The organism is Rhodopila sp. (assembly GCF_965277825.1).
In the GTDB taxonomy this organism is placed as follows: Bacteria; Pseudomonadota; Alphaproteobacteria; order Acetobacterales; family Acetobacteraceae; genus Rhodopila.
The window spans coordinates 3,337,338-3,359,245 of the sequence record NZ_OZ255846.1; the positions used below are offsets into that span (position 1 = coordinate 3,337,338).

The 21,908-nt window shown below is 68.7% G+C and carries 15 protein-coding genes and 2 pseudogenes; 7 read left to right on the forward strand and 10 right to left on the reverse strand.

Features of this window, described 5'->3' with window-relative positions:
- Positions 1 to 10 precede the first annotated feature (10 nt).
- The 3 genes from ACQY4T_RS16430 to ACQY4T_RS16440 form a co-directional block, all read right to left on the reverse strand.
- The gene (locus ACQY4T_RS16430; RefSeq protein WP_428542932.1) at positions 11 to 1,150 is read right to left on the reverse strand and encodes an ATP-binding protein; all 1,140 of its coding nucleotides are present in this window, start codon (positions 1,148 to 1,150) and stop codon (positions 11 to 13) included.
- Positions 1,093 to 3,768, reverse strand: coding sequence for an ATP-binding response regulator (locus ACQY4T_RS16435; RefSeq protein ID WP_428532676.1), 2,676 nt, complete (start codon positions 3,766 to 3,768; stop codon positions 1,093 to 1,095). Before ACQY4T_RS16435 ends, ACQY4T_RS16430 begins: the two co-directional genes overlap by 58 nt.
- A gap of 130 nt (positions 3,769 to 3,898) precedes the next feature.
- Positions 3,899 to 4,549, reverse strand: coding sequence for an HAD-IA family hydrolase (locus ACQY4T_RS16440; RefSeq protein WP_428532679.1), 651 nt, complete (start codon positions 4,547 to 4,549; stop codon positions 3,899 to 3,901).
- Positions 4,550 to 4,940: 391 nt separating this feature from the next.
- On the opposite strand from ACQY4T_RS16440, the pseudogene ACQY4T_RS16445 reads away from it, so the two are divergent.
- The 4 genes and pseudogenes from ACQY4T_RS16445 to ACQY4T_RS16460 form a co-directional block, all read left to right on the forward strand.
- Positions 4,941 to 5,282, forward strand: a pseudogene (locus ACQY4T_RS16445) (NTP transferase domain-containing protein); the annotation flags it as partial.
- A gap of 132 nt (positions 5,283 to 5,414) precedes the next feature.
- Positions 5,415 to 6,380: pseudogene (locus ACQY4T_RS16450) on the forward strand (DapH/DapD/GlmU-related protein); the annotation flags it as partial.
- Positions 6,381 to 6,506: 126 nt separating this feature from the next.
- Positions 6,507 to 8,330 carry a glutamine--fructose-6-phosphate transaminase (isomerizing) gene (gene glmS / locus ACQY4T_RS16455; protein WP_428532682.1) on the forward strand — a complete coding sequence of 608 codons (1,824 nt, stop codon included), beginning with the start codon at positions 6,507 to 6,509 and terminating at the stop codon, positions 8,328 to 8,330.
- 671 nt (positions 8,331 to 9,001) lie between these two features.
- Positions 9,002 to 10,639: a hypothetical protein gene (locus tag ACQY4T_RS16460; protein ID WP_428532685.1), complete on the forward strand. Its 1,638-nt coding sequence runs from the start codon at positions 9,002 to 9,004 to the stop codon at positions 10,637 to 10,639.
- Between the two features lie 334 nt (positions 10,640 to 10,973).
- On the opposite strand, the gene ACQY4T_RS16465 is transcribed toward ACQY4T_RS16460, so the two are convergent.
- A complete protein-coding gene (locus ACQY4T_RS16465) occupies positions 10,974 to 12,284 on the reverse strand; it encodes an MFS transporter (RefSeq protein WP_428532688.1) in 1,311 nt (436 codons plus the stop codon).
- A gap of 134 nt (positions 12,285 to 12,418) precedes the next feature.
- Between ACQY4T_RS16465 and ACQY4T_RS16470 the strand changes: the two genes are divergently transcribed.
- Positions 12,419 to 13,345, forward strand: a complete 927-nt coding sequence (locus ACQY4T_RS16470) for a LysR substrate-binding domain-containing protein (RefSeq protein ID WP_428532691.1) — start codon at positions 12,419 to 12,421, stop codon at positions 13,343 to 13,345.
- Between the two features lie 81 nt (positions 13,346 to 13,426).
- Here ACQY4T_RS16470 and ACQY4T_RS16475 read toward each other — a convergent pair whose 3' ends face one another.
- Positions 13,427 to 14,335 (reverse strand): PhzF family phenazine biosynthesis protein, encoded by a 909-nt coding sequence (locus tag ACQY4T_RS16475; RefSeq protein ID WP_428532694.1) that lies wholly within the window; start codon positions 14,333 to 14,335, stop codon positions 13,427 to 13,429.
- A 359-nt stretch (positions 14,336 to 14,694) separates the two neighbouring features.
- Between ACQY4T_RS16475 and ACQY4T_RS16480 the strand changes: the two genes are divergently transcribed.
- Together ACQY4T_RS16480 and ACQY4T_RS16485 are read left to right on the forward strand one after the other, a co-directional pair.
- The gene (locus ACQY4T_RS16480) at positions 14,695 to 15,348 is read left to right on the forward strand and encodes a hypothetical protein (protein WP_428532697.1); all 654 of its coding nucleotides are present in this window, start codon (positions 14,695 to 14,697) and stop codon (positions 15,346 to 15,348) included.
- A gap of 18 nt (positions 15,349 to 15,366) precedes the next feature.
- A complete protein-coding gene (locus ACQY4T_RS16485) occupies positions 15,367 to 16,668 on the forward strand; it encodes a S8/S53 family peptidase (protein ID WP_428532700.1) in 1,302 nt (433 codons plus the stop codon).
- Between the two features lie 53 nt (positions 16,669 to 16,721).
- Here the strand turns inward: ACQY4T_RS16485 and ACQY4T_RS16490 are convergent, their stop codons facing one another.
- From ACQY4T_RS16490 to ACQY4T_RS16510, 5 genes are all read right to left on the reverse strand, one after another.
- Entirely contained in the window at positions 16,722 to 17,513 is a 792-nt protein-coding gene (locus tag ACQY4T_RS16490; RefSeq protein WP_428532703.1) for an inositol monophosphatase family protein, read from the reverse strand.
- The gene (locus ACQY4T_RS16495) at positions 17,510 to 18,649 is read right to left on the reverse strand and encodes a hypothetical protein (RefSeq protein WP_428532706.1); all 1,140 of its coding nucleotides are present in this window, start codon (positions 18,647 to 18,649) and stop codon (positions 17,510 to 17,512) included. Before ACQY4T_RS16495 ends, ACQY4T_RS16490 begins: the two co-directional genes overlap by 4 nt.
- A 31-nt stretch (positions 18,650 to 18,680) precedes the next feature.
- Positions 18,681 to 19,499, reverse strand: a complete 819-nt coding sequence (gene proC / locus ACQY4T_RS16500; RefSeq protein ID WP_428532709.1) for a pyrroline-5-carboxylate reductase — start codon at positions 19,497 to 19,499, stop codon at positions 18,681 to 18,683.
- Positions 19,500 to 19,692: 193 nt separating this feature from the next.
- Positions 19,693 to 20,196: a YbjN domain-containing protein gene (locus ACQY4T_RS16505; protein ID WP_428532712.1), complete on the reverse strand. Its 504-nt coding sequence runs from the start codon at positions 20,194 to 20,196 to the stop codon at positions 19,693 to 19,695.
- Positions 20,197 to 21,059: 863 nt separating this feature from the next.
- A complete protein-coding gene (locus ACQY4T_RS16510; protein ID WP_428532715.1) occupies positions 21,060 to 21,863 on the reverse strand; it encodes an SDR family NAD(P)-dependent oxidoreductase in 804 nt (267 codons plus the stop codon).
- Positions 21,864 to 21,908 lie beyond the last annotated feature (45 nt).

Here is a 21,908-nt window from a genome sequence, read left to right on the forward strand (position 1 = left end):
TGACGTTGCTCTAGGCGTCCAGCACGGCGCGGATCTTGCTGGCCAGGGCGGCGTAGCTGAACGGTTTCGGTAACAGTTCGGTGCCGGGCTCCAGCACGTCGCCATGGACGATGGCGTTGCGCGCGTAACCGGTGGTGTAGACCACCTTCAGGCCGGGCCGGCGCTGGCGGGCGGTGTCGGCCAACTGGCGCCCGGTGATGCCGCCGGGCAGGCCGATATCGGTGAACAGCACCACGATAGCCGGGTCCTGGGTCAGCACCCGCAACGCCTGGTGGGCATCGCCCACCACCAGCACATGGTAGCCGAGTTCGCGCAGCGAGGCGGCGGAGTGCTCGCGCACCGCGGGTTCGTCCTCCACCACCAGGATGGTTTCGCCGCGCCCCGATTGTGGCTTGCTGACCTCTGCCGGGGTTTCGGCCTTGGCGCCGTCGGCCAGCAGGCGGGGCAGATACAGCTTGACCGCGGTGCCCTGCCCCGGCTCGCTGTACAGTTTCACGTGACCGCTGGACTGCTTGATGAAGCCGTAGACCTGGCTGAGGCCGAGGCCGGTGCCGTGGCCGACGTCCTTGGTGGTGAAGAACGGTTCGAACACCCGATCCAGCGTGTCGGCGTCCATGCCGGTGCCGGTATCGCTGACCGCGATCATCACGTATTGGCCGGGGCTGATTTCGTCATGGGCGGCGGTGTAGGCGTCGTCGAGGTGGGAGTTGGCGGTCTCGATGGTGAGCTTGCCGCCTTGCGGCATGGCGTCGCGGGCGTTGACCGCGAGGTTCAGCAGCGCGTTCTCCAACTGGTTGGCGTCGGCGGCGGTGCGCCACAGGCCGCCGGCGAGCACGGTTTCCATCGCCACCGCCTCGCCCAGGGTGCGGCGCAGCAGTTCCGACATGCCGGCGACCAGCTTGTTGGCATCGAGCGGCTTGGGGTCCAGCGTCTGGCGGCGGGCGAACGCCAGCAGGCGCTGGGTCAGCGTGGCGGCTCGCTGCGAGCCTTGGGATATCATGTCGAGCGCGCGCCTGATGCGCGCTTCCTCGGCGCCGAGCGGGATCTTGGTCAGCATGCGGGCCAGGGTCTCGACGCCGCCGCCGATCACCGTCAGCAGGTTGTTGAAGTCGTGCGCGACGCCGCCGGTGAGGTGTCCGATCGCCTCCATTTTTTGTGACTGACGCAGGGCTTCCTCGACCTTGGCGCGGCGGCCGATTTCGGTCGCGACCCGGGTCTCCAGCATTTCATTAGCTTCAAGTAATGTATCCCGAGCCTGTTGGCGCAGGCGGGCGAGTTCGAGGTTGGAGCGGACGCGGGCGGCCAGTTCGCCGCGGTGAATGGTTTGACCAAGTAATCATCGGCGCCGGCGTCGAGGCCCTCGACGCGGGCTTCCTCACCGGCGCGGGCGGACAGCAGGATGACCGGCAGGTCGCGCAGTGCGGGATCGGCGCGGATGCCGGCGAGCAGGCCGAAGCCGTCCATCCGGGGCATCATCACGTCGGACAGGATCAGGTCGGGGCGGCGGGCTTGGGCGGCGGCGAGGGCTTGCTGGCCGTCGCGCACCGCTTCCACGTCATAGTGCGGGCGCAGCAGGCGGCCCACGTAGTCGCGCATGTCGGCGTTGTCGTCGGCCAGCAGGACGTGGCGCCGGGGCCGGTCGCGGTCCAGGGGTTCGCCGCCGAGCGCGGACAGCAGGCTGGAGGATTCCATGTTTTCGGCGGTGCTGGCGCGGGTCGCGGGGTCGCTGTGCCTGGTTTCGGCTTCGGGGGCAGCGGCTCCGGGGGCACCGGCTGCGGGGGCATTGACTGCAGGGGCACCGGCTCCAGGGGCAGCGGCTCCGGGGGCAACGGCTGCGGGGGCATTGGCTGCGGGGGCACCGGCTGCGGGGGCGTCGGCTGCGGGGGTTTCGGCTTCGGGCAGCCAGCGTAGCGCTTCCTCGACGAAGCTTGCGGCGGCGATGCCTTCGGCGGTGACGCGGGCGATGGTTTCGCTGATCCGGTCGGGCGGCAGGTGGTCGCGGCCGAAGCGCAGGCGGACCGACACCGTGGTGCCGGTATCGATGCGGCTGTGCACGCCGATCGCGCCGCCGTGCAGGCGGACCAGTTCGTTGACCAAAGCGAGGCCGATGCCGGTGCCTTCCATGGTGCGGCCGCGCTGGCCCTCGATACGATGGAAGCGGTCGAAGATGTGCGGCAGTTCGGCCTCGGGGATGCCGATGCCGGTATCGCTGACGGTGAGGATGGCCGACTGGTCGTCGTCGCGGGCGACATCGAGCCCGACGGTGATGCCGCCGCTCAGGGTGTATTTGAACGCGTTGGAGACGAGGTTGAGCACGATGCGCTCCCACATCTCGGGGTCGACGTAGAGCGGGCGGTCGAGGCGCGGGCAGTTGGCGGCGAGCCGCAGGCCGGCGCGGTCACAGGCGGAGCGGAAGGTGCTGGCGAGTTCCTCGGTGTAGGCACCGAGTTCGATCGGCTGGAAGCGGGCGCGCACCCGTCCGGCCTCGATGCGGGAGAAATCCAGCAGCGAGTTGACCAGGCGCAGCAGCCGCAGGCCGTTGCGATGCACCATCGACAACCGGTCGGCGGCGGCCGGGTTGGGCTTGCCGAGGGCGGCGATCTCTTCTTCCAGCGGGCCCAGCATCAGGGTCAGCGGGGTGCGGAATTCGTGGCTGACGTTGGAGAAGAAGGCGGTCTTGGCGCGGTCGATCTCGGCCAATGCCTCGGCGCGGCGGCGTTCGGCTTCGTAGATCCGGGCGGCGCCGAGGCCGGCGGCGATGTGGGCGGCGATGAGGTCGATGAAGCCGGCATAGGCCTCGTCGAACGGGCGGTGTGGGTTGAGGCCGGCGATGAACAGGCCAGCTGGTCCGGGCTGCTGGCCATGCGCCGGGATCTGGCTGATCAGCAGCCGGCGGGGCGGCTTGTCCCAGGCTCCGGTGGGGACGCCGCGCACCGCATCGAGGTCGCGCAGGTCGCCGGCGGGGCGGTCGGCATGGTGTCCGGCCTGGTGTTCCGCGGCCGGCCAGGGCAGTTCGGCCGGCCCATCGATCCGGTCGGGGGCCGGCATGTGGTCGGCGGCGGCATGAAGGCACAGGCCTGGGCCGTCGCCGTTGGGCAGGTAGATCAGGCTGAACGGCAGGTCGCGGGAGTTGCGGGCCAGCGCGGCGGCGACGGCGGCGAGCACGTCGGCTTCGGAGTGCACGCCGGCCAGTGCGCTGGCGAGGTCGCGCAGAGTGGCGAGGCGGCGTTCGCCGACCACGCGCTGGGTTTCCTCCATCACCACGCACAGCATGCCGCCGATGCCGCCGTCGTCGTCGGGCAGCGGGCTGTAGGAGAAGGTGTGATAGGTCTCCTCGGCGTAGCCGCTGCGTAGCAGGAACAGCATCAGGCCTTCGTCCCAGGTGGCCTGGCCGGTGCGGATGACGGACCGGATGCGGGGGCCGACATCGGGCCAGATCTCGGACCACACCTGCGCCGTCGGCTGGCCGAGCGCCGCGGGGTGTTTGACGCCGAGCGTGGGGATGTAGGCGTCGTTGTAGAAGAACGTCAGGTCGTCGCCCCAGGCCATCCACATCTGGTAGCGCGAGGTCAGCATCATGCGCAGCACGGTGGTCAGGCTATGCGGCCAGGTGGGGCGCGGTCCGACGCCGCTGCTGGCCCAATCGGTGGCCTCGATCAGGCTGGCCATCTGGCCGCCGGCGAGGGTGAAGGCCGAGCCGGAGGCAGGGTCGGCGTGATCGCCAAGCGACAAGGCCGAGCCGTCTATTAGCCGGTTGGTTGCAGACACTGTGCAGTCTCTCCCGCGGGTGGGTTCGGCGGCCGCTATATTGGGCGGTATAGGGAACGACCCAGCCGGTTGCACGTTTTGTTTCACGGGAACGTGACAGAGATTTAAGGTCAGGCCGCCGCGGCGACGGTCAGGGCAGCAGGCGGCGGGCGATGGCGGCGGCCTCGGTCATGTCGCGGGCGACCGCGGTGGCGCCGGTTTCCATGCCGGGTGCGGCGTAGCCCCAGAGCGCGAAGATGCTGCGCAGGCCGGCGCCGCGGGCGGCGATCACGTCGTTGCGGTGATCGCCCAGCATCAGCGCGCGATCGGGACTGCCCCCGGTTTGCGCCAGGGTGGCGAGCAGGTGGGCCGGATCGGGTTTGCGCGCGGCGAAGCTGTCGCCGCCGCCGACCATGCAAAGCAAGCGCAGCAGGCCGCAGGCGTCGAGCAGCGCGCGGGCCGGCCGTTCCGGCTTGTTGGTGCAGACCGCGAGTTGCCAGCCGTCGTCGACCAGGCCGCTGAGCACCGGCAGGACGCCGGGGAAGGGTTTGCTGTCGATGGCGGCGTGGGCAGCGTAGTCGGCGGCGAACTGGTCGAGGTCGGCCGGGTCGGGCTGGCGTTGATGGGCGGCGAAGGCTCGGGTGACCAGCGCGGCGACTCCGTCGCCGACCATGGCGGCGACCTCGGGGTGGCTGAACGCCGGCAGGCGGCGGGCCGCCATCAGGCGGTTGAGGCAAGCGGTGAGGTCGGGGACGGTATCGACCAGGGTGCCGTCGAGGTCCAGCAGCAGGGTGCGCGGCACTGTGTTGCACTCCGATACGTGAATTGAAGCAATGGCATAACGGTTGAATTGACATTACGGCTTCGTTACCGCTAGACCGTTTCGGCCTGGTTATGCAGGCTGAAGATGGTCTTGCTGTCGTTTTGATCGCACGCCTGACGATGGCATGCCTGATCGTCTCACGCCTGATGGTTTCATGCCTGATGGTCTCATGCCTGATGGTCTCATGCCTGACGGTCTGATGCCCGACGGTCTGATGTCCGGCGGTCTGATGTCCGGCGGTCTGATGCCCGGCGGTCTGATGCCCGACGGTGGTATGCCTGACGGTGTCATGCCCGACGGGTTGTATGGCTCACCCGGCGTGGGGACTGGGCGGGGTGCGATCGAGCAGATAGCGAAGCAGGGTCCGCGCATGCAAGCAACCGCCATTGTTCTCGCCGCCGGGCTTGGCACCCGGATGCGGTCGTCGCTGCCGAAGACGCTGCACCGGTTGGCCGGGCGGTCGATGCTGCGCCACCTGCTGGCGACGTGCGAGGGTGCGTTCGAGCGGATCGTGGTGGTGCTGGGGCCGGACATGGACACGGTGCGGCGGGAGGCCGAACCGCATGTCTGCGTTTTACAGCAGGATCGTTTGGGCACGGCGCACGCGGCGCTGCAGGCGGCCGGGCATTTCGGGACTGGGCTGGTGGCGGTGCTGTATGCCGACAATCCGCTGATCCGCGCGGCGACGCTGCGCCGGCTGCTGGATGGGCAGGCGTCCGGGGGCCAAGGGTCTGCGGGCCACGCGTCTGGGGATCAAGGGTCTGGCGGTCAAGGGTCTGGGGGCCACGCGGTTGGGGGCCACGCGGTTGGGGGCCACGCGGTTGGGGGCCACGCGATTGGGGGCCACGCGGTTGGCGGTCAAGGGTCTGGGGGTCTGTCGTTGCTGGCGTTCCGGCCCGACGACGCGGCGCGTTATGGCCGGGTCATCACCGATGCGGATGGGCTAGTCTCGGGGATTGTCGAATATGCCGATGCGTCCCCGGAACAGCGGGCAGTGGGGTTGTGCAACGCGGGTGTGCTGTGCGGGCGGGCCGAGGACATGCGGCGCTGGCTGGGTGCGGTGGGCTGCGACAATGCCAAGCGGGAATATTACCTGACCGATGTGGTCGGTCTGGCTCGGCAAGAGGGTCATCGGGTGACGGCGGTGGAGGCGGCGGCGGACGAGCTGGCGGGGGTGAACTCGCGGGCCGAGCTGGCGCGGGCCGAGGCGGTGCTGCAGGGCTGGCTGCGCGAGGCGGCGATGCAAGCCGGGGTGACGATGGTGGATCCCGGGTCGGTGTTCCTGTCGGCCGACACGGATTTGGCGGCGGATGTGACGATCGAGCCGAATGTGTTCCTAGGGCCGGGGGTGACGGTGGCGTCCGGGGTGCTGATCCGGGCGTTCAGCCATCTGGAGGGGGCCAGGGTCGGGCCTGGCTGCGTGATCGGTCCGTTTGCCCGGCTGCGGCCGGGGGCGGTGCTGGAGCCGGAGGTGCATGTCGGCAACTTCGTCGAGATCAAGGCGTCTCGGCTGGGGTCGGGGGTGAAGGCCAACCATTTGAGCTATATCGGCGACGCGACGGTGGGCAGCGGCAGCAATATCGGCGCCGGCACGATCACCTGCAATTATGACGGCACCAACAAGCACCGCACGACAATCGGGGCGAACGTGTTCGTGGGGTCGGACGTGGCGCTGGTGGCTCCGGTGTCGGTGGGTGACGGGGCGGTGCTGGCGGCGGGCAGCGTGATCACCGAGGACGTGGCGGCGGATGCGCTGGCGCTGGCGCGGGGGCGACAGGTGCAGAAGCCGGGGCGGGCACCGGCGATGCGGGCGGCGGCGCGTGAGGTGAAGGAGCGGCGGTCGGGGGAGCGGGAGCGTGGGGCGGCGGATCAGCAGATGGGGGATCGGCAGGCGGGGGATCGGTTAGGGGCGGCGGTGGTGAAGGGAAACAACTGAATGTGCGGCATCGTTGGCGTCATCGGCGCGCGCCCGGCGGCGCCGATCATTCTGGATGCGCTGCGGCGGCTGGAGTATCGCGGCTATGATAGTGCCGGGATCGCCACGCTGGTGAACGGCCATATCGAACGCCGCCGCGCCGAGGGCAAGCTGGGCAATCTGGCGGCGGCGCTGGATCGGATGGCGCTGCCGGGCTCGATCGGCATCGGCCACACCAGGTGGGCGACGCACGGCGCGCCGACCGAGAGCAACGCCCATCCGCACGGCACCGCGCTGGTGTCGCTGGTGCATAACGGGATCATCGAGAACCATGCCGAGTTGCGGGCCGAGCTGGAGGCCGCGGGGCAGGTGTTCAGCACCGAGACCGATACCGAGACAGTGGCGCAACTGGTGGATCTGAATCTGCAGCGCGGCATGGCGCCGATCGAGGCGGCCGGGGCGGCGTTGCGGCGGCTGGAGGGGGCCTATGCGCTGGCGATGATCTTCGCCGGCCATCCGGAGCTGATCGTGGGGGCTCAGCATGGCGCACCGCTGGCGGTGGGGTTTGGCGACGACGAGATGTTCGTCGGCTCGGATGCGCAGGCGCTGGCGCCTCTGACCCGGCGGATCGCCTATCTGCAGGACGGCGACTGGACGGTGGTGGATCGGCACGGGGCGCGGTTCTTCGGTGCCGACGGCGTGGCGGTGGAGCGGGTGATCAAGGAAACCCGGATGACCGGGGCCTCGATCGGCAAGGGCAATTTCCGCCATTTCATGGAGAAGGAGCTGCACGAGCACCCGGCGGTGATCGGCGACACGCTGCACCAGATGGTCAGTCCGGGCAGCCGGGCAGTGGCGCTGCCGGAGCTGGGGATCGACCTGGCCAAGATTTCGCGGATCAGCATGAGCGCGTGCGGCAGCGCGTTCTATGCCGGGCTGGTCGGGCGCTGGTGGTTCGAGGCGGTGGCGAGGATTCCGGCCGATGGCGACGTGGCGAGCGAGTTCCGCTACCGCACGCCGCCGTTGCCGGCGGGGGGCTTGGGGCTGCTGGTGTCGCAGTCCGGCGAGACCGCGGACACGCTTGCGGCGCTGCGCTACATGCGGTCTCAGGGCCAGCTTGTGCTGTCGATCCTGAACGTGGCGGAAAGCACCATGGCGCGGGAGAGTGACGCGGTGCTGGAGACGGTGGCGGGGCCGGAGGTCGGGGTGGCGAGCACGAAAGCGTTCACCGCTCAACTTGCGGTGTTGGCGTGCCTGGCGCTGGCCACGGGCCGTGCGCGCGGGGCGATCAGCGCGGAGCAGGAGGCGGCGATGACGGCGGCGCTGCTGGAGGTGCCGGGGCGGGCGGCGGAGGTTTTGGCGAATGAGGCGGCGATCGCGGCGCTGGCGGTGCGGGTGGCGAAGGCGCGCGACGTGCTGTTCCTGGGGCGGGGGAATTGCTTTCCGATCGCGCTGGAGGGGGCGCTGAAGCTGAAGGAGATCAGCTATATCCATGCCGAGGGGTATGCCGCGGGGGAGATGAAGCATGGGCCGATCGCGCTGATCGATCCGGCGGTGCCGGTGATCGCGATCGCTCCGTCGGGGCCGTTGTTCGAGAAGTGCGCGTCGAACTTGCAGGAGGCGGCGGCGCGCGGTGGGCAGGTGATCGTGTTCAGCGACGCGGCGGGGGCGGCGCGCTTGCGCGGGATCGCGGCGGAGACGGTGGTGCTGCCGGCGGTGGATCCGTTCGTGGCGCCGATTTTGTATGCGATTCCGGTGCAGATGCTGGCCTATCAGGTGGCGGTGCTGAAGGGCACCGATGTGGACCAGCCGCGCAACCTGGCGAAGTCCGTTACTGTGGAGTAGCGAGGGGCGGCGGCGGCCGGTCCGGGTGCCGGCGGGGTGATGCGGCCTGTCGTTCGTGGCGGCGATGTTCGTTGTAGCGATGGGCCGGCTGTTTTCGATGCGGTCATGGCGTCGATGCGGTCATGGCGTCGATGCGGTCATGGCGTCGATGCGGTCACGGGTCGATGCGGTCACGGGTCGATGCAGTCATGGTCGTCGATGCGGCCATCAGGTTTTATGGGCAAGGGTCTGATCTCGACCGCACGGACGCTGTCAGGGGCTCTGCTTCGGAACAGGCGAGACGCGAGCCCTCTGATCCATCGATGGCATAGCAGGACTCTCTGCCGATGGCCGACCTCAAGGCCCAAGCCGCGAAGCGGGCCGCCAGCGGCTTGGGCCTTGAGGTCGGTCATCGGCAGAGGCACAATCGACAGCACCATCGGCTTCGCCAGATCGGGTCCCAGATCGTCGAACACCGCCTCCGTCGACTCGGATCCCGACGTTTCACTTTATGCAGTCACGGCATTTATGCAGTCCTAGCCGGGCGATGCATCGCGCGGTTTGGCGATTATTACAGTGTGGCCACCAAACTGTGAACTGGATCACAGGTCCGGGCGGCCGATTCGTGTCAAGTCTGGATTGACAGATGATTAAGTAAAGTTAATGTTCTGCGTCCAGGCGGGAGGAAAACGATGGCTACGTCGCCCAACAATACAATTATCATGACGCCGAATACCATTCTGACCGATGCCAACGGCAATCAATGGTTCATCAATACGGCGGGTCAGGTGGTGGTCAACGGGGTGGTCGACCCGACGACGGGGCAGGTGCAGACGCTGGCCTATGAGAATGGGCGTGTGTGGCAGATGAACACCTCGGACCTGTGGTGGTCGAAGGCGCTGCCCAGCGATGCGTGGGGTCCGACCTATGGGACGGCGGCCAGTCCGCTGGTCGGGGTGGCCTCACCGAACGATGATGTCTACCCCGGGGTCGGGGCATCGGTCACCGATGCCGACGACAACCGGTGGACGATTACCGCCGGTGGGCAGGTGGCGGTGAACGGCGTGGCCGATCCGACCACCGGGCGGGTCGATGAGTTGGCCTACTATAACGGCCTGGTTTGGCAGAAGAACGCGGATAATCACTGGTATTCCAAGAGCTCGGCGGCGTCGGGCTGGGTGGCGTGGCAGGGCGCGGCGGCGCCGGTGCCGATTCCGTTTGTGTCGGCCAATGACACGTGGATCCGGCCGGGCACGGCAGGCTCCGGTTCGGGTGGCGGGCTGACCGATGCCAACGGCAATTACTGGACGCTGGGGGCGCCGGGCGGGCGTGGCGAGCAGGTGATCGTCGATGGAGCGGTCGATCCGACGACCGCCAACGTGGTCGAGATGGCGCTGGTCAGCGGCGTGATCTGGCAGGAGAACAGCGCCGGGCTGTGGTATTCCAAGACCGCGCCGTCCGGCGCGTGGAGTGCGGGAACCACGCTCAATCCGTTCAACGGCAGCGGGCGGGTGCCGAGCTCGCTGACCTGGGTGGGCGGGGGCAACAACCTGGCCTCGAACGCCGCCGACTGGTCGCCCGGTTTCGCGCCGGAGCCGGGTGACGTGCTGTCGATCGGTTCGGGGACGATCGACGTGGCCGGCAACGCGCTGGCGGGCGATACGCTGACCATCGTGTCGGTGGCGGGGTCGCAGCCTGCGGTGTCGACGGTGATCAACACCAGCGGTGCGGCAACGCTCAATCTGGCGGTGGCCAACACGCCGCCGTACGCGTTCGCCGAGACGCTGCGGATCAACGTGGCGGCGGGCAGCACGCTGACGTTGAACGCCAATGTCGGGTCGGAAGCGACGACGATATCCGGCGGCACGGTGAATTTTGTCGGTGCCAACAGCTTCGTCGGCAAGACCGTGCTGGCGGACAACCTGGTCGGCTCGGGCAGCATCGCGATTCCCAGCGGCAACCACCTGCTCGGTTCGGTGGAGGTCAATGGATCGGTGGGCAGCGGGCTGAGCTTCATCATGCAATCGGAGAGCGCGGCATCGGACCTGACTATCGATCAGCCGAACCGGTTCGCCGGGCTGATCCAGCTTGGGCCGGCGCCGGTGGCGCTGGGGCACGTGCTGTTCGCCGGCATCCAGGCGAGCAGTGCCGAGCTATTGGGTGGGGTGCTGCAGATGTTCAACGGGTCCACGCTGGTGGACAGCGCTCGGTTCAACAATCCGGGCGGGCTGGCGGTGCAGTTGCACCAGGTGGCCGCCGGGGTGGTGCTGACGGCGGGGAGTTTCAATGACACCGGTAACGCTGGGACGGTGATCCCGCTGAAGGCGTAGCAGCGCGGTTGGGCTGGTCGGGTTTGGGCTGGTCGGGTTTGGGCTGGCCGGGTTCGGGCTGGCCGGGTTCGGGCTGGCCGGGTTCGGGCTGACCGGGTTCGGGCTGACTGGGTTCGGGGACTGGTCGGGTTCGGACTGTAGGGTTCGGGTCGGTCGGGTTTGGGCTGGTCGGGTTTGGGCTGGTCGGGTTTGGGCTGGCCGGGTTTGGGCTGGCCGGGTTTGGGCTGGCCGGGTTCGGGCTGACCGGGTTCGGGGGCTGGTCGGGTTCGGACTGTAGGGTTCGGGTCGGTCGGGTTCGGGCTGGTCGGGGCCGGGCCGGTCGGGGCCGGGTGGCTCACTTGTGTTCGGTGTGGGCAACCGAGGCCAATCGGGGCGACAGGAGAACCGCGAGCGGCACGACGGCCAGGGCTGTCGCTGCTGCCATCGTGGTCGCCCAAGCGGGTCCCGCGGCGTCGCCGATCCAGCCGTAGAGCACTGGCCCCAGTGCGCTCGATCCGAGCGTGCCGGTGTAGAACAGGGCGAAGGCGCGCTCGACGCTGGCGCTGGCGGCAAACTCCGGCACCGTGCCGTAGAGCACCGAGGAGGTGCCGTTGAGCAGCATACCGAGCAGCGGCAGCGCGGCCAGGCTGGGGGCAAGCGGCAAGGCAATGATGGCCAGGATTGCGGCGGCGGTGCCGACCTCGGTTGCGATGACGGTGGCGAACAGGCCGGCGCGGGCTCCGAACCAGCCGCAGGCGGCCTTGCCGCAGGCGCCGCCGATGAAGACCAGCGACAGCGCCAGGCCGACGGTGGTGAGCGGCGCGCCCTTGGCCTGCAGCAGGAAGGGCAGGAACAGCAGGAAGCCCATGCGCGCCGCGCTGTCCAGCACGCCGATCGCGAGCAGCAGTCCGAAGCCTGCCTTGCCGGCGGTATTGGTGGAGGTGGCCGCCGGAGCCTCGCGCACGGTCGGGGGATCGGCGACCGGGGGCATGAGCCAACGGATCAGCAGCGCCACGGCGGTGCCGAGGCCGGCGATGACCCAGAGCGTGGCGCGCCAGTCCATGACCGTCAGCAGCAGGGAGACGGCGGGCGGGATCGCGGCTTTGCCGAGGTCGCCGGCGAAGTTGTAGGTGCCGAGCGGGCCGCGCGCGGCGTCGGCGTAGGCGCGGGACACGGCGGCGGAGGCCAGCGGGTGCTGCGTGCTGCCGCCGGCTCCGGCCACCGCCAGGGCGGCGCAGAGGCCGGCCAGGCCGCCGGACAGGCCGGCCAGGGCGTAGCCGCCGGCACATAGCAGCGTGCCGAGGGCGAGCACGGTGCGGGCGTTGAGATATCGCGCGAGGTGGCCGGCCGGCACCTGCAGCGCGGCCAGGGCGCCGACGTAGAGCGCGCGCAGGATCGCCAGGGCGCCGTAGTCGAGGCCGAACTGGGCCTGCCAGACCGGCAGCAGCACATAGATCATGTCGGTGAGACCGTCGTGCAGGGCGTGCGCCAGGCCGGCTAGGGCGAGGGTGCGTCGGGCGCGGGCTTGCCCGGGCGGGATTGCGATGGCGGTTTCCCGGATGGCCAGACGAGGGACGGCCAGACGGGGGACGGTGAGGCGGCGGAAGGCGAGGCGGGGGAGGATGAAGCGGGGGACGGCGAGGTGGGGGAGGGTGAGGCGGGGCATGGGCGATCCCTCTGTCTGGTGCCGCGTTGCCTGGCGCGGCGTGGTGCGCAAATCTCACTGCCCGCAAGGTGGCCATGTTCCATGCGGCCGACAAACGATCTATTCTGCGGGGTCGGGTCAGGAAAACTCACGTTATGGTCCCCTCCCCTGGACACCGCCGGCTGCTGCCGCCGCTGAATGCGGTGCGCGCGTTCGAGGCCGCTGCCCGCCATGGCAGCTTCAAGGCGGCGGCAGCGGAACTGGCGGTGACGCATGGCGCGGTCAGCCGTCAGGTCGCTCTGCTGGAAGAGTGGCTGGGTGTGCCGGCGCTGTTCCGGCGGCTGAGCCGTGGCGTGGCGTTGACGCCGGATGGCGATGCGCTGCTGGCCGAGTGCGGTCCGGCGCTGGATCGGATTGCGGCGGCGGCGCGCCAGCACCGGGCTCGGCGCGGTGAGCGGGCGGCGCGGGTGTTGCGGGTCAACGCGCTGGCGACGTTCAGCCTGCGCTGGCTGCTGCCTCGCCTGGGGTTGTTCCGCGAGCGGTATCCCGGCATCGAGGTTCGGCTGACCACGTCGAACGCGCCGATCGATGGCTTGGCGGAGGACTACGACGTGGTGATCCGGGGGGGTCCGGATAGTTTCCTCGGCTTCGTCTCGCATCCCGTGGTGGGCGAGCGGCGCTTGCCGGTGTGCAGCCCGGGCCTGGCGCGACGGCTTGCGCTGAACAGCATTGCCGACCTGGAGGGCGTGACCCTGCTTCACGTCGCCACCATGCCGAGGCTATGGCGCGACTGGTTGACCGAGGCTGGGCATGGCGGCTTGCAGCCGATCGCGACGTTGACGCTGGATCACTTCTATCTGTCGATCCAGGCGGCGATCGATGGCCTGGGCGTGGCGATGGGGCCGACCGCGCTGGTCGGCGACGAGCTTGCGTCGGGGCGGCTGATGACGCCGTTTCCGGCGGTGAGCCTGCCGGCGCGGAGCTACTTTGCTTATGTTCCGCAGGCGGGTCGGGCGAATCCCGCCAGCGGGGCGTTTCTGGAATGGCTTGCGGCTCAGGGGGCGGTTGCGGCTGGTCGCTGACGCGGCGCTGGGGGTTACGGTGGGTCGCTGACGCGGGGTTGGGGGGATGCGGCGGGTCGCTGAAGCTGCGCTTGGCGGCTATCAGACCTGCAGGGTGCCGCGCATCACCGGCACGCAGGTGCCGGCGACGCTGGCCGAAACCGGGCCCTCGCCGGTCTTGACCGCGGCGGCGATGATCAGGCTGGGGCGGCCCATCTCGACGCCCTGTTCGATGGCGTATTGCAGGTCGAGGTTGTCGCCTGGGCCGATCGAGGTCAGCAGCGCGGCCAGCGCGGCATTGGCGCTGCCGGTGGCGGGGTCCTCCTGGATGCCGTCGAGCGGGGCGAACATGCGGGCGCGGATGCGGCGCTCGTCGCCGGGGAGCCAAGTGTAGAGGTGCAACATGACGTGTCCGGCCAGTTGCGGGAAGCGTTCGGCGGCGGCGCGGAAGGCGGCGAGGTCGGGGGTGGCGCGGGCCAGTGCCTCGGGGCCGGCAAGCTCGGCGATGATGAATTGGGTGCCGACGGAGGCGACCAGCGGGGTGTGGCTGAGAGTGGCGATGTCGGTCTCGGGCAGGCTGGCGCAGGCGGCGACGACCTCGACCGGAATGCCGATGTCGATGCTGAGCGAGCGCGGGGCGGCGACGCGGGCGCCGGAGATGGCGCCGGTGGTGTCGCGCAGGATGTGGACGCGGACCAGGCCGGCGAGTTGTTCGAAACTGTAGTGTTCGGGTGGGTCGCCGGCCATGGTGGCGAGCACGAAGCCGGTGCCGACGTTGGGATGGCCGGCGAACGGCAGCTCGTGGCGGGGGGTGAATATGCGCACATGGGCGTGGTGGCGCGGGTCGGTGGGGGGTAGCACGAAGGTGGTTTCCGAGAGGTTGAACTCGGCGGCGATGGCTTGCATCTGGGCGTCTGTCAGGCCGGCGGCGTCGGGCAGCACGGCGAGCGGGTTGCCGGCGAAGCGCTGGTCGGTGAAGACGTTGACGGTGTGGAAGTCGTAGGCGGGCATGGCGGCCTCCGGGTTTGTGGCTGGGAATGATGGGAAACCATTTGCAGCCTGACTTTGGTTGAAAACAATATAGTGCTTTGGGTGTGATAGTGCTTTGGGTGTGAAGTTCGCCATAGCCGGCGAACCCCAGTTCGTCAGACTAGCTTTTGTTTTCGGTGGCTGCTCATCTCCTTATTCGGCGCAGCATGCGGCGGATTTCGGAGGTGCGGCATCAGCTGTTTGTTCGATCGTAGGATTGTTGCGCTGCGGAGGTTCCGCTGAGCGCGGTCAAGACCTCGGCGATTGTGGCGGCGGCCGCAAATCGTGCGGGGCAGATAGGTGCAGCGAAAAATCAGGGCGATTAGCAGGTGGTAAAAACGTTGGATGACGAAATTGTCGTCGGTAACGATGTCACGGACAGCGAGACCGCCCTTCGCGACGACCTGGACCAGGTCGTCGGGCAGATCATCGATCGGGCCTGTTCGCTGGCTGCTCGTTCTAACCATCCGCAAGTTCCCGACCGGGTCGTCATCGGCCGCGCGCATGAGCAGCAATTGATGACCGCCTTGGATCGCGTGGAACAGAGCGGGTCCAACTACATGGGCGGCGACTTGCGCGCTGTGGTCGGGTCATTCCACTTCAGGTTTCGCAAGGCGCTGTATGACTCGCTGATCGTCACAGCGTCTTTATCCGCCGCCGTCATCGCGGCCATCTCCGCTCCTGGACCGGGCGGTCTTGCGCTTGTCGCGGCGGTGGTCGATGCGATCGACCGGTTCGAGGAGAACGTTACGAAGCTCGATGCGAATGAATTGCTAGTCTATAGCGCCTTGTCGAATATCCAGCACCGCAAACGAGCCCAGGCTGAACGGTCCGCCGAGGTGACCGCGTTGGAGATCGAAGACTACTTCTCCGTCGAGGCCGGGCAGGCGCCGGACAAGGACGACATCATTGCGCTGTTGCAGATGATGCACGAGAAGAAGGTCGTCCGGGCGATCGAGTTGTCGGGAGAGAGGCGATACTCGGTGATATCCTGATTTATTGGGGACGCAGCGATGACCGTCAGAGATCAAACGCCATTTACCGAATGCTTCGCTGCCACTCGCCTGATTGTTCAGGGTATGGCGCCGTATGAGGGGGCTTCCGCGCCCGATCTTCAGACCCGCCTACGATACGAGGAGTCAAACCTTGGATTCAAATACCTGATTGATCTCCGCCAGCACCTGCTGAACCATCATGTGGATATCGGCCCAGGGCTCAAGTCATTACCAAGCCATCATCTCCTGGAGGTGACGAGTGGGACTGTAGCCGGCATTACCACGGGCCTTATTCGTCGGTTTTCGGACGTGGCTTTTGTCGAACCTGACGTCGAGCTTGGCCTTTCCGCGCCGTTCGTTCCGGATCTCCCACAGTTTGCGATGTATAAAGCCGGGGTTCTGCCGCCCGCGGCGGCGCATGCGGTGGGGCGGGGCATCCGCATCGCGGTGGTCGACTCCGGGGCTGAGCCGAGCAGCGGGATCGCCGGTTTTCGTGATCTTGCCGACCTGCAAAATGCCAATCGCCCCGGCGGACCGATGCACCTTGATCGGTGCGGCCACGGGACATCGATGGTCGCCATCATCAAAACGATCGCGCCGGCGGCCGACGTCTACATGGTAAGAGTCTGCAAGGACAGCGTGAAGCTCAAACTCTGGGATCTTCATTCGGCTATATCGACCGCGGCGCTTGAGCTCAATGCCGACATCGTCAGCCTCAGTCTTGGCTGTACCGACCTGGGCGGCCCGTGCATGGTGTGCGGCGGCACTGGACCAAGCCGGTCGGCCTCGCTCGAGAGCTATATTCAAGCCATTCATCTTGGCGTCAGGTCGGGACGGCCGGTTTTCGTGGCAGCTGCCGGAAATGCAAACCCCAAAATCACCAACAGCGGCATCAATGGCTTCGACTGGCCGGCCTGCTACGAAGCGGTGATCGCGGTGGGGGCTGTGCGGCACGCTCCGTTCCCGCGAGCATATTCCCGATCGTCATTCAGCAAGATCGCGCCGTTGATCAAGGCCTCCAGGCGCTATGTGATGTGTCCCGGCGGCGAAACGCAAACGGGCCAAGCGGAACGGGTAGGCGCGGTCACTTATTTGGATTCAACTGGTATCAACACAGTGCCGATCACCGGGACCTCGCCAGCTACCGCCTTCGCCTCGGCGATCCTGGCCTGCTACGACGAGTATGCAACTGCGGCCGGAACAAAAATAACGGGAGACGCTCTGCTTTCGCTTGCCTTCAATGACTGCAAGCGAGACCTATGGCCGTCCTACCAGGAGCGTGAACACGGGATGGGACGACTGGTGTTCGATCCGCCGTGAGGGTTTGCGGTCGGCGGGCCGAGACTGCCGGGTCGGACGTCAGCGGCCGCAGCTCAGACCGGTTTTGGCAGTCCCGGCAGATCGGACCATGCGCCGGCGAGGCCTGGAGCGCAGGCGACGATGGGGTTGCCTGTGGTAGCGCCGTCCGCGGCCAGGAAGTCGCTAATCTTGGCGCCGGCCTCGCGCAGGATGACCAGGGCGGCGGCGGCGTCCCACAGGTTGAGGTGGAGTTCGGCGTAGCCGTCGATGCGGCCGATGGCGACATCGAGCAGGCCGAGCGCGCCGGAGCCGCCGTGGCGCAGTCCGGTGCCGTCGACCAGGATGCGCTGGCAGAGCTTCAGGTAGTCGGCGTTGGGGCGGCGGCGGGACCAGCCGAGCTCGATAATGGCGTGGCTGACGAGGCTGGTATCGGCGGCGTGGATGGCGTCGCCGTTGAGCCAGGCGCCCCCGCCTTGCCAGGCCCAGGCGGTTTCTCGCTGGGCCGGGGCGGTGATCACGCCGATCAGCGGGGTGGTGTCCTGCACGCAGCCGAGCGAGACGCAGAAACGGGCGCCGCCGCGGGCGTAGTTCGAGGTGCCGTCGATCGGGTCGACCACCCAGCACAGCGCGCCGGAGCGGGTGATGCCGGCTTCCTCGCCCTGGAAGCCGTCCTCTGGGAAGGCGGCAGCGAGTTCGTCGGAGAGGAAGCGTTCGACCGCGGTGTCGGCCTCGGTGACCCAGTCCTGGGCGCCTTTGAGGACGGCTTGGGGCGGTCCGGGGGGTGGTCGCATCTCCATCGCTAGTTCGCCGGCGCGTTCGGCGAGGTCCATGGCGGCGGCGAGCCTGGCCTGCAGCGGCGGGGTCACGCGATGGGTTCGCCCGACGGCCGGTCGTCGGACGTGGGTGGGGTCCCTGGCGGCGGTCGGGAGCGCGGTCGTCCTTCTGGTGTTGGCGGTGTCGGGGGTGTGGTTGCTGGGGGCCGCGCCGTTGGTGGCATCCCGGATGGGCGTGTCGCTGTTGGCGGTGTGGCCGCGGGAGGTGGCGTTGGTGGGGGGAATCCGGCTGCGGGTGTTCCCGCTGTTGGTGGGCCCGTTGGCGGCGTTCCCGTTGGTGGCACAGCCGATGGGGGCATTTCCGTCGGTGGCGTTTCCGTTGATGGGGTTCCCGATGGCGGCATTGCCGATGGGGGCGTTGCCGTTGACGGCGTTGCCGATGGCGGGATTGCCGATGGCGGGATTGCCGTTGGTGGCGTTCCCGTTGGTGGCGTTCCCGTTGGTGGCGTCCCCGATGGTGGCGTTCCGGTTGGCGGCAGGCCGGATGGTGGCGTTCCCGCTGGTGGCGCTCCGGTTGGCGGCAGGCCGGATGGGGGCGCCGCGTCGGGCGGTGGCGGGTGGGCTGGGTCGAGTTCGCCGGCTCCGTCGGACAGCGGCGGCGTGGGGCGGCGGCGTTGCAACCCGGCGGCGAGGCGGTCGGCGCGTTGCAGGGCGCTGTCGACGGCGGCCATGGTGCCGGACAGGTCCTCGGTTTCGTCGCGTTCCCAGGCACGCATGGCCCACAGCCAGATCGCCAGCAGGCCGCGTTCCTGCAGCGCGCCGCTGACGCCGGTGGCGGTGATGCCGGCGCCCTGCAGCATCCAGCGCATGCTGCGTTGGGTGGCCGAGGCCAGCAGCAGCGCGGTCGGCGGGTCGGTGGGCAGGTAGCGCAGCAGCGCCTTGACCCCGGCGCGATGGGTCTGCAGCACGTCGAAGCGGCGCATCAGCAGATCGAACAGCCGGTCGCGCACCGGTCCGTCGTCCGGTGCATCGAGCAGCGCGGCCTGATCGGCGAGCCGGCCGAAGCGCATCAGGATGGTGGTTCGGGAGGGGAACCGGCCGCGCGCCTCGGCGACCGAGAGGCCGGCGGCGCGGGCGGCCTTGGCGACGTTGAGGCCACGCCAGCCTTCGTCACCCGCCAGGCGGAACGCGGCGGTGACCAGGGCGGTGTCGAATTCGGTATCGCTCATGCGGTGCAGATGGGGTGCGCCGGCGGCCTGCTCAACCGGCCAGTTCGCGGGATCGACGGGTGGCGGCGGCGATCGCCTGGGAGACGGCGATGGGCCAGGCATCTTGGTTCATCAGCACGGCGAGGGCTGCGGCGGTGGTGCCGTCGGGGCTGGTGACGGCGGTGCGCAGGGCGGCGGCATCCTCGGGGCTGGCGGCCAGCAGGGCGCCGGAGCCGGAGACGGTCTGGCGCGCCAGCAGGCGGGCGAGGTCGGGCGGGATGCCTTGCTCGATGGCGGCCTGCTGCATCAGTTCGGCGAGCAGGAAGACGTAGGCCGGGCCGCTGCCGGAGACCGCGGTGACCGGGTCGAGCAGGGCTTCGTCCTCGACCCAGGCGACTGTGCCGATGGCTTGCAGCAGACGGTCGCACAGCGCCTGTTGCGGGGTGCTGACGGCGGGGCTGGGGCAGCCGACGGTGATGCCCTGGCGGACTGCGGCGGGGGTGTTGGGCATGGCTCGCACGATCGCGGCTTGGGGGCCGAGGGCCGCGGCGATGCCGGCGATGGTGCGGCCGGCCATGATCGAGAGGAACACGGTGTTGGCGGCGAAGCGGGCGTAGTCGGGCAAGGTCGCTGCGGCGTTCTGTGGCTTGACCGCGAGCACCACGGCGGCGGGGGCGAAGCCGTCGGGGATGGCGGCGGCGTCGGCGACGACGGTGAGATCGGCGCCGGCGAAGCCGGCGGCGGCGGCGGCGGGGTCGACCGCGACGGAGGGCGCGAGACCTTGTTCTCGCCATCCGGACAGCATGGCGCTGCCCATGCGGCCGCAGCCGACCAGCAGGATGGGCGGGATCGCGCCGCAGGTGGCGGTCATGACGCGGTGGCCCGCACCGGCGGTGCCCGGCGGCGATGCGCGGCGGCCGCCGGCCCCGGACAGCGGGTGGACATTGGGCGGGGGAACGTGGGGTGGGCGGACATCGGGCGGGCGGGCATGGGGTGGGCGGACATTGGGCGGGCCGCCATGGGGTGGGCGGACGCGGGTCGGCCGGGCATGGGGCGGGTGGGCATCATGCTTCCCCGGCGCAGTCCAGCATGGCGGCGGCGAGGGCGTCGGCAGTGGGTTTGCCGCCCCACAGCACGAACTGGAAGGCGGGGAAGAAGCGCTCGCATTCGGTCATTGCGATGTCGACCAGGTCTTCCAGGCTTTCGGCGGATGCGCCCCCTGCCCCGCGCAGCAGCACGGCGTGGCGGAACACCGGCATGGCGTCGTCGCCTTCCAGGCCGAAATGGCCGAGCCAGAGCTTTTCGTTGGCGAGGGCGACGAGTTCGTAGAGCGCGGCGCGTTGGGTTTCGGGTGCCTTGAGGTCGAAGGCGCAGGTAAAGTGCAGCACGCTGATTTCGTGCGACCAGTTGAAGTAGAGGCCGTAGTGGCACCACTGACCGGGGGCCTCGGCGGCCATTTCGGAGTCGCTGCGACGGTCGAATTCCCATTCGTTGGCGGCGACGATTTGCTCCATGACATCGAGGGGGTTGGCGGCGTCGTCGAACGTCGTGGTCAGCGTTGCTGACATGCGAGGTCTCCCGTCAAAAGGAAGGCCGAGCGCGGCCTTCATCCCCGGGCGGGTCGCGGCGGCGCCGGGCGCGGGTCGGCCGGGCGGAGCGGTGCGAGTCGCCTGGAGTTGGCCACGGATCGAGCCTATCCACGTGTTCGCACCTGCCGCAAGAGGCAAGGTGTCACTTTCGGCGGAAACGATCGGCTGGTGTGACGTGGAAGCCGGGGGAGCCGCGTAAAGTGATCGTCTGTCGCAACGAGCGGCTTGTTTGCCGTAGAACCCTCCCGCTATGAGGCCGAGAGCATGGCAGCCATGTTATGGGCGCCGCTGGGGTAACCCTGGGGGACCTGGGGCTGCCGAAGCAGCGGCGGGGTGGCGGCGGTCGGGAGGCTGGCCCCGTGTTGCCGGATCGCCCGGAAGCCGCCGTGGCGGTGCGTTCACGGGTTGCCACTGGTGCGTCCGGAGCTGGGAATGTCGGGGATCGGGCAGCATTCGGCGGAAGCCGGTCGGAGCTGGAGAGGCTTTTGTTCATGGTTCTCCCCAATGGGGTGGAGGTTTTGTTCAAACCCATGCCCCGAACCGTTGCCGGGGTTTTGCGTTGGCTCTGTGATGAGACGGAACCGCTTGATAGAGAATCGAGACTTTCCAAAGGACGAACCGAGTCTGAGTGGCGTGGCCAAGTGGGGTGCTTATGCGGCGGCGTCCGGGCTGGCCGCGGGTTTGCTCGCGGTTTGGACGCTGCTGGTTCATTTTCTGGCGTAGCGGCCGCGCCGCTAAGAGGTTCGGTGTGTGAGGGCTTGGCGATGGCGCCGCAGTAGTGCGACCGCGGCTGAGCGGTCAGGGCGCCTCGGGTGGGTGGACTGAAAGTGGGTCAGGCATGCTCACGATGTCAGGTATCGCTTCGCAAGGTGCGGCCCCTGCGCGCCGAAGGCCGCAAGATCGGCTTGGAACACTGCGTCGAGCAGGTCGGACCTCTCGACCCCGGGAGCACAGACGACCTCGCCGAGAGCTAGCGCTTGCAAACTGGCGGTCACGACATCGGCCGCCGACATGCGAGGGACCGCGCTGAGGTCCATTCCCTGACGTTCATGGAACTCGGTCGCCACGATTCCCGGGCAGAGCGCCTGAACCTGCAAGCCTTGGGCTTTCAGCTCTTCGTGCAGGGCCTGGGAGAGTGCCACGATATGGGCCAAGGTTGCTACGTAGACGGCACGACCGGGCGCCTTCCCGAGGGGTGCCGGTGCGCCGAACGCAAGCATGCCCGAGACGTTGATGATCGTGCCGCCGCCTCGGGCCGCCATGCCCGCCGCCGCGGCGCGCGCCAGCATTGTGGGCGCGACGACCTTCACGTGAAGAAGTTCGCTTGCCTTGCGGGCCGGCAGCGCGGTGAACGGCATGTAATGCGCCACGCCGGCGTTGTTGACGAGCATGGTCAGAGACTGGCGCTCGCACACCTCGGCGACCACCTCCACGCCGGCATCGGTGCCGAGGTCGGCGACGAGGGGATGAACTTCAATGTCGGGAAGCGCGGCGACGAGTTCTTCGAGCCGGTCGCGCCGGCGGCCGACGACCACGAGGTTGTAGCCGTCGGCCCCGAGCCGCAGAGCAAACGCTTGACCGATGCCGGAAGAGGCACCGGTGACGAGTGCCAGGCGCGTGCGGCTGTCAGCGTTGCCGTCCGACATGCTGAGCGGGTTTGTTTGTTCTGACATTGCACTAGCCTCTCGGTT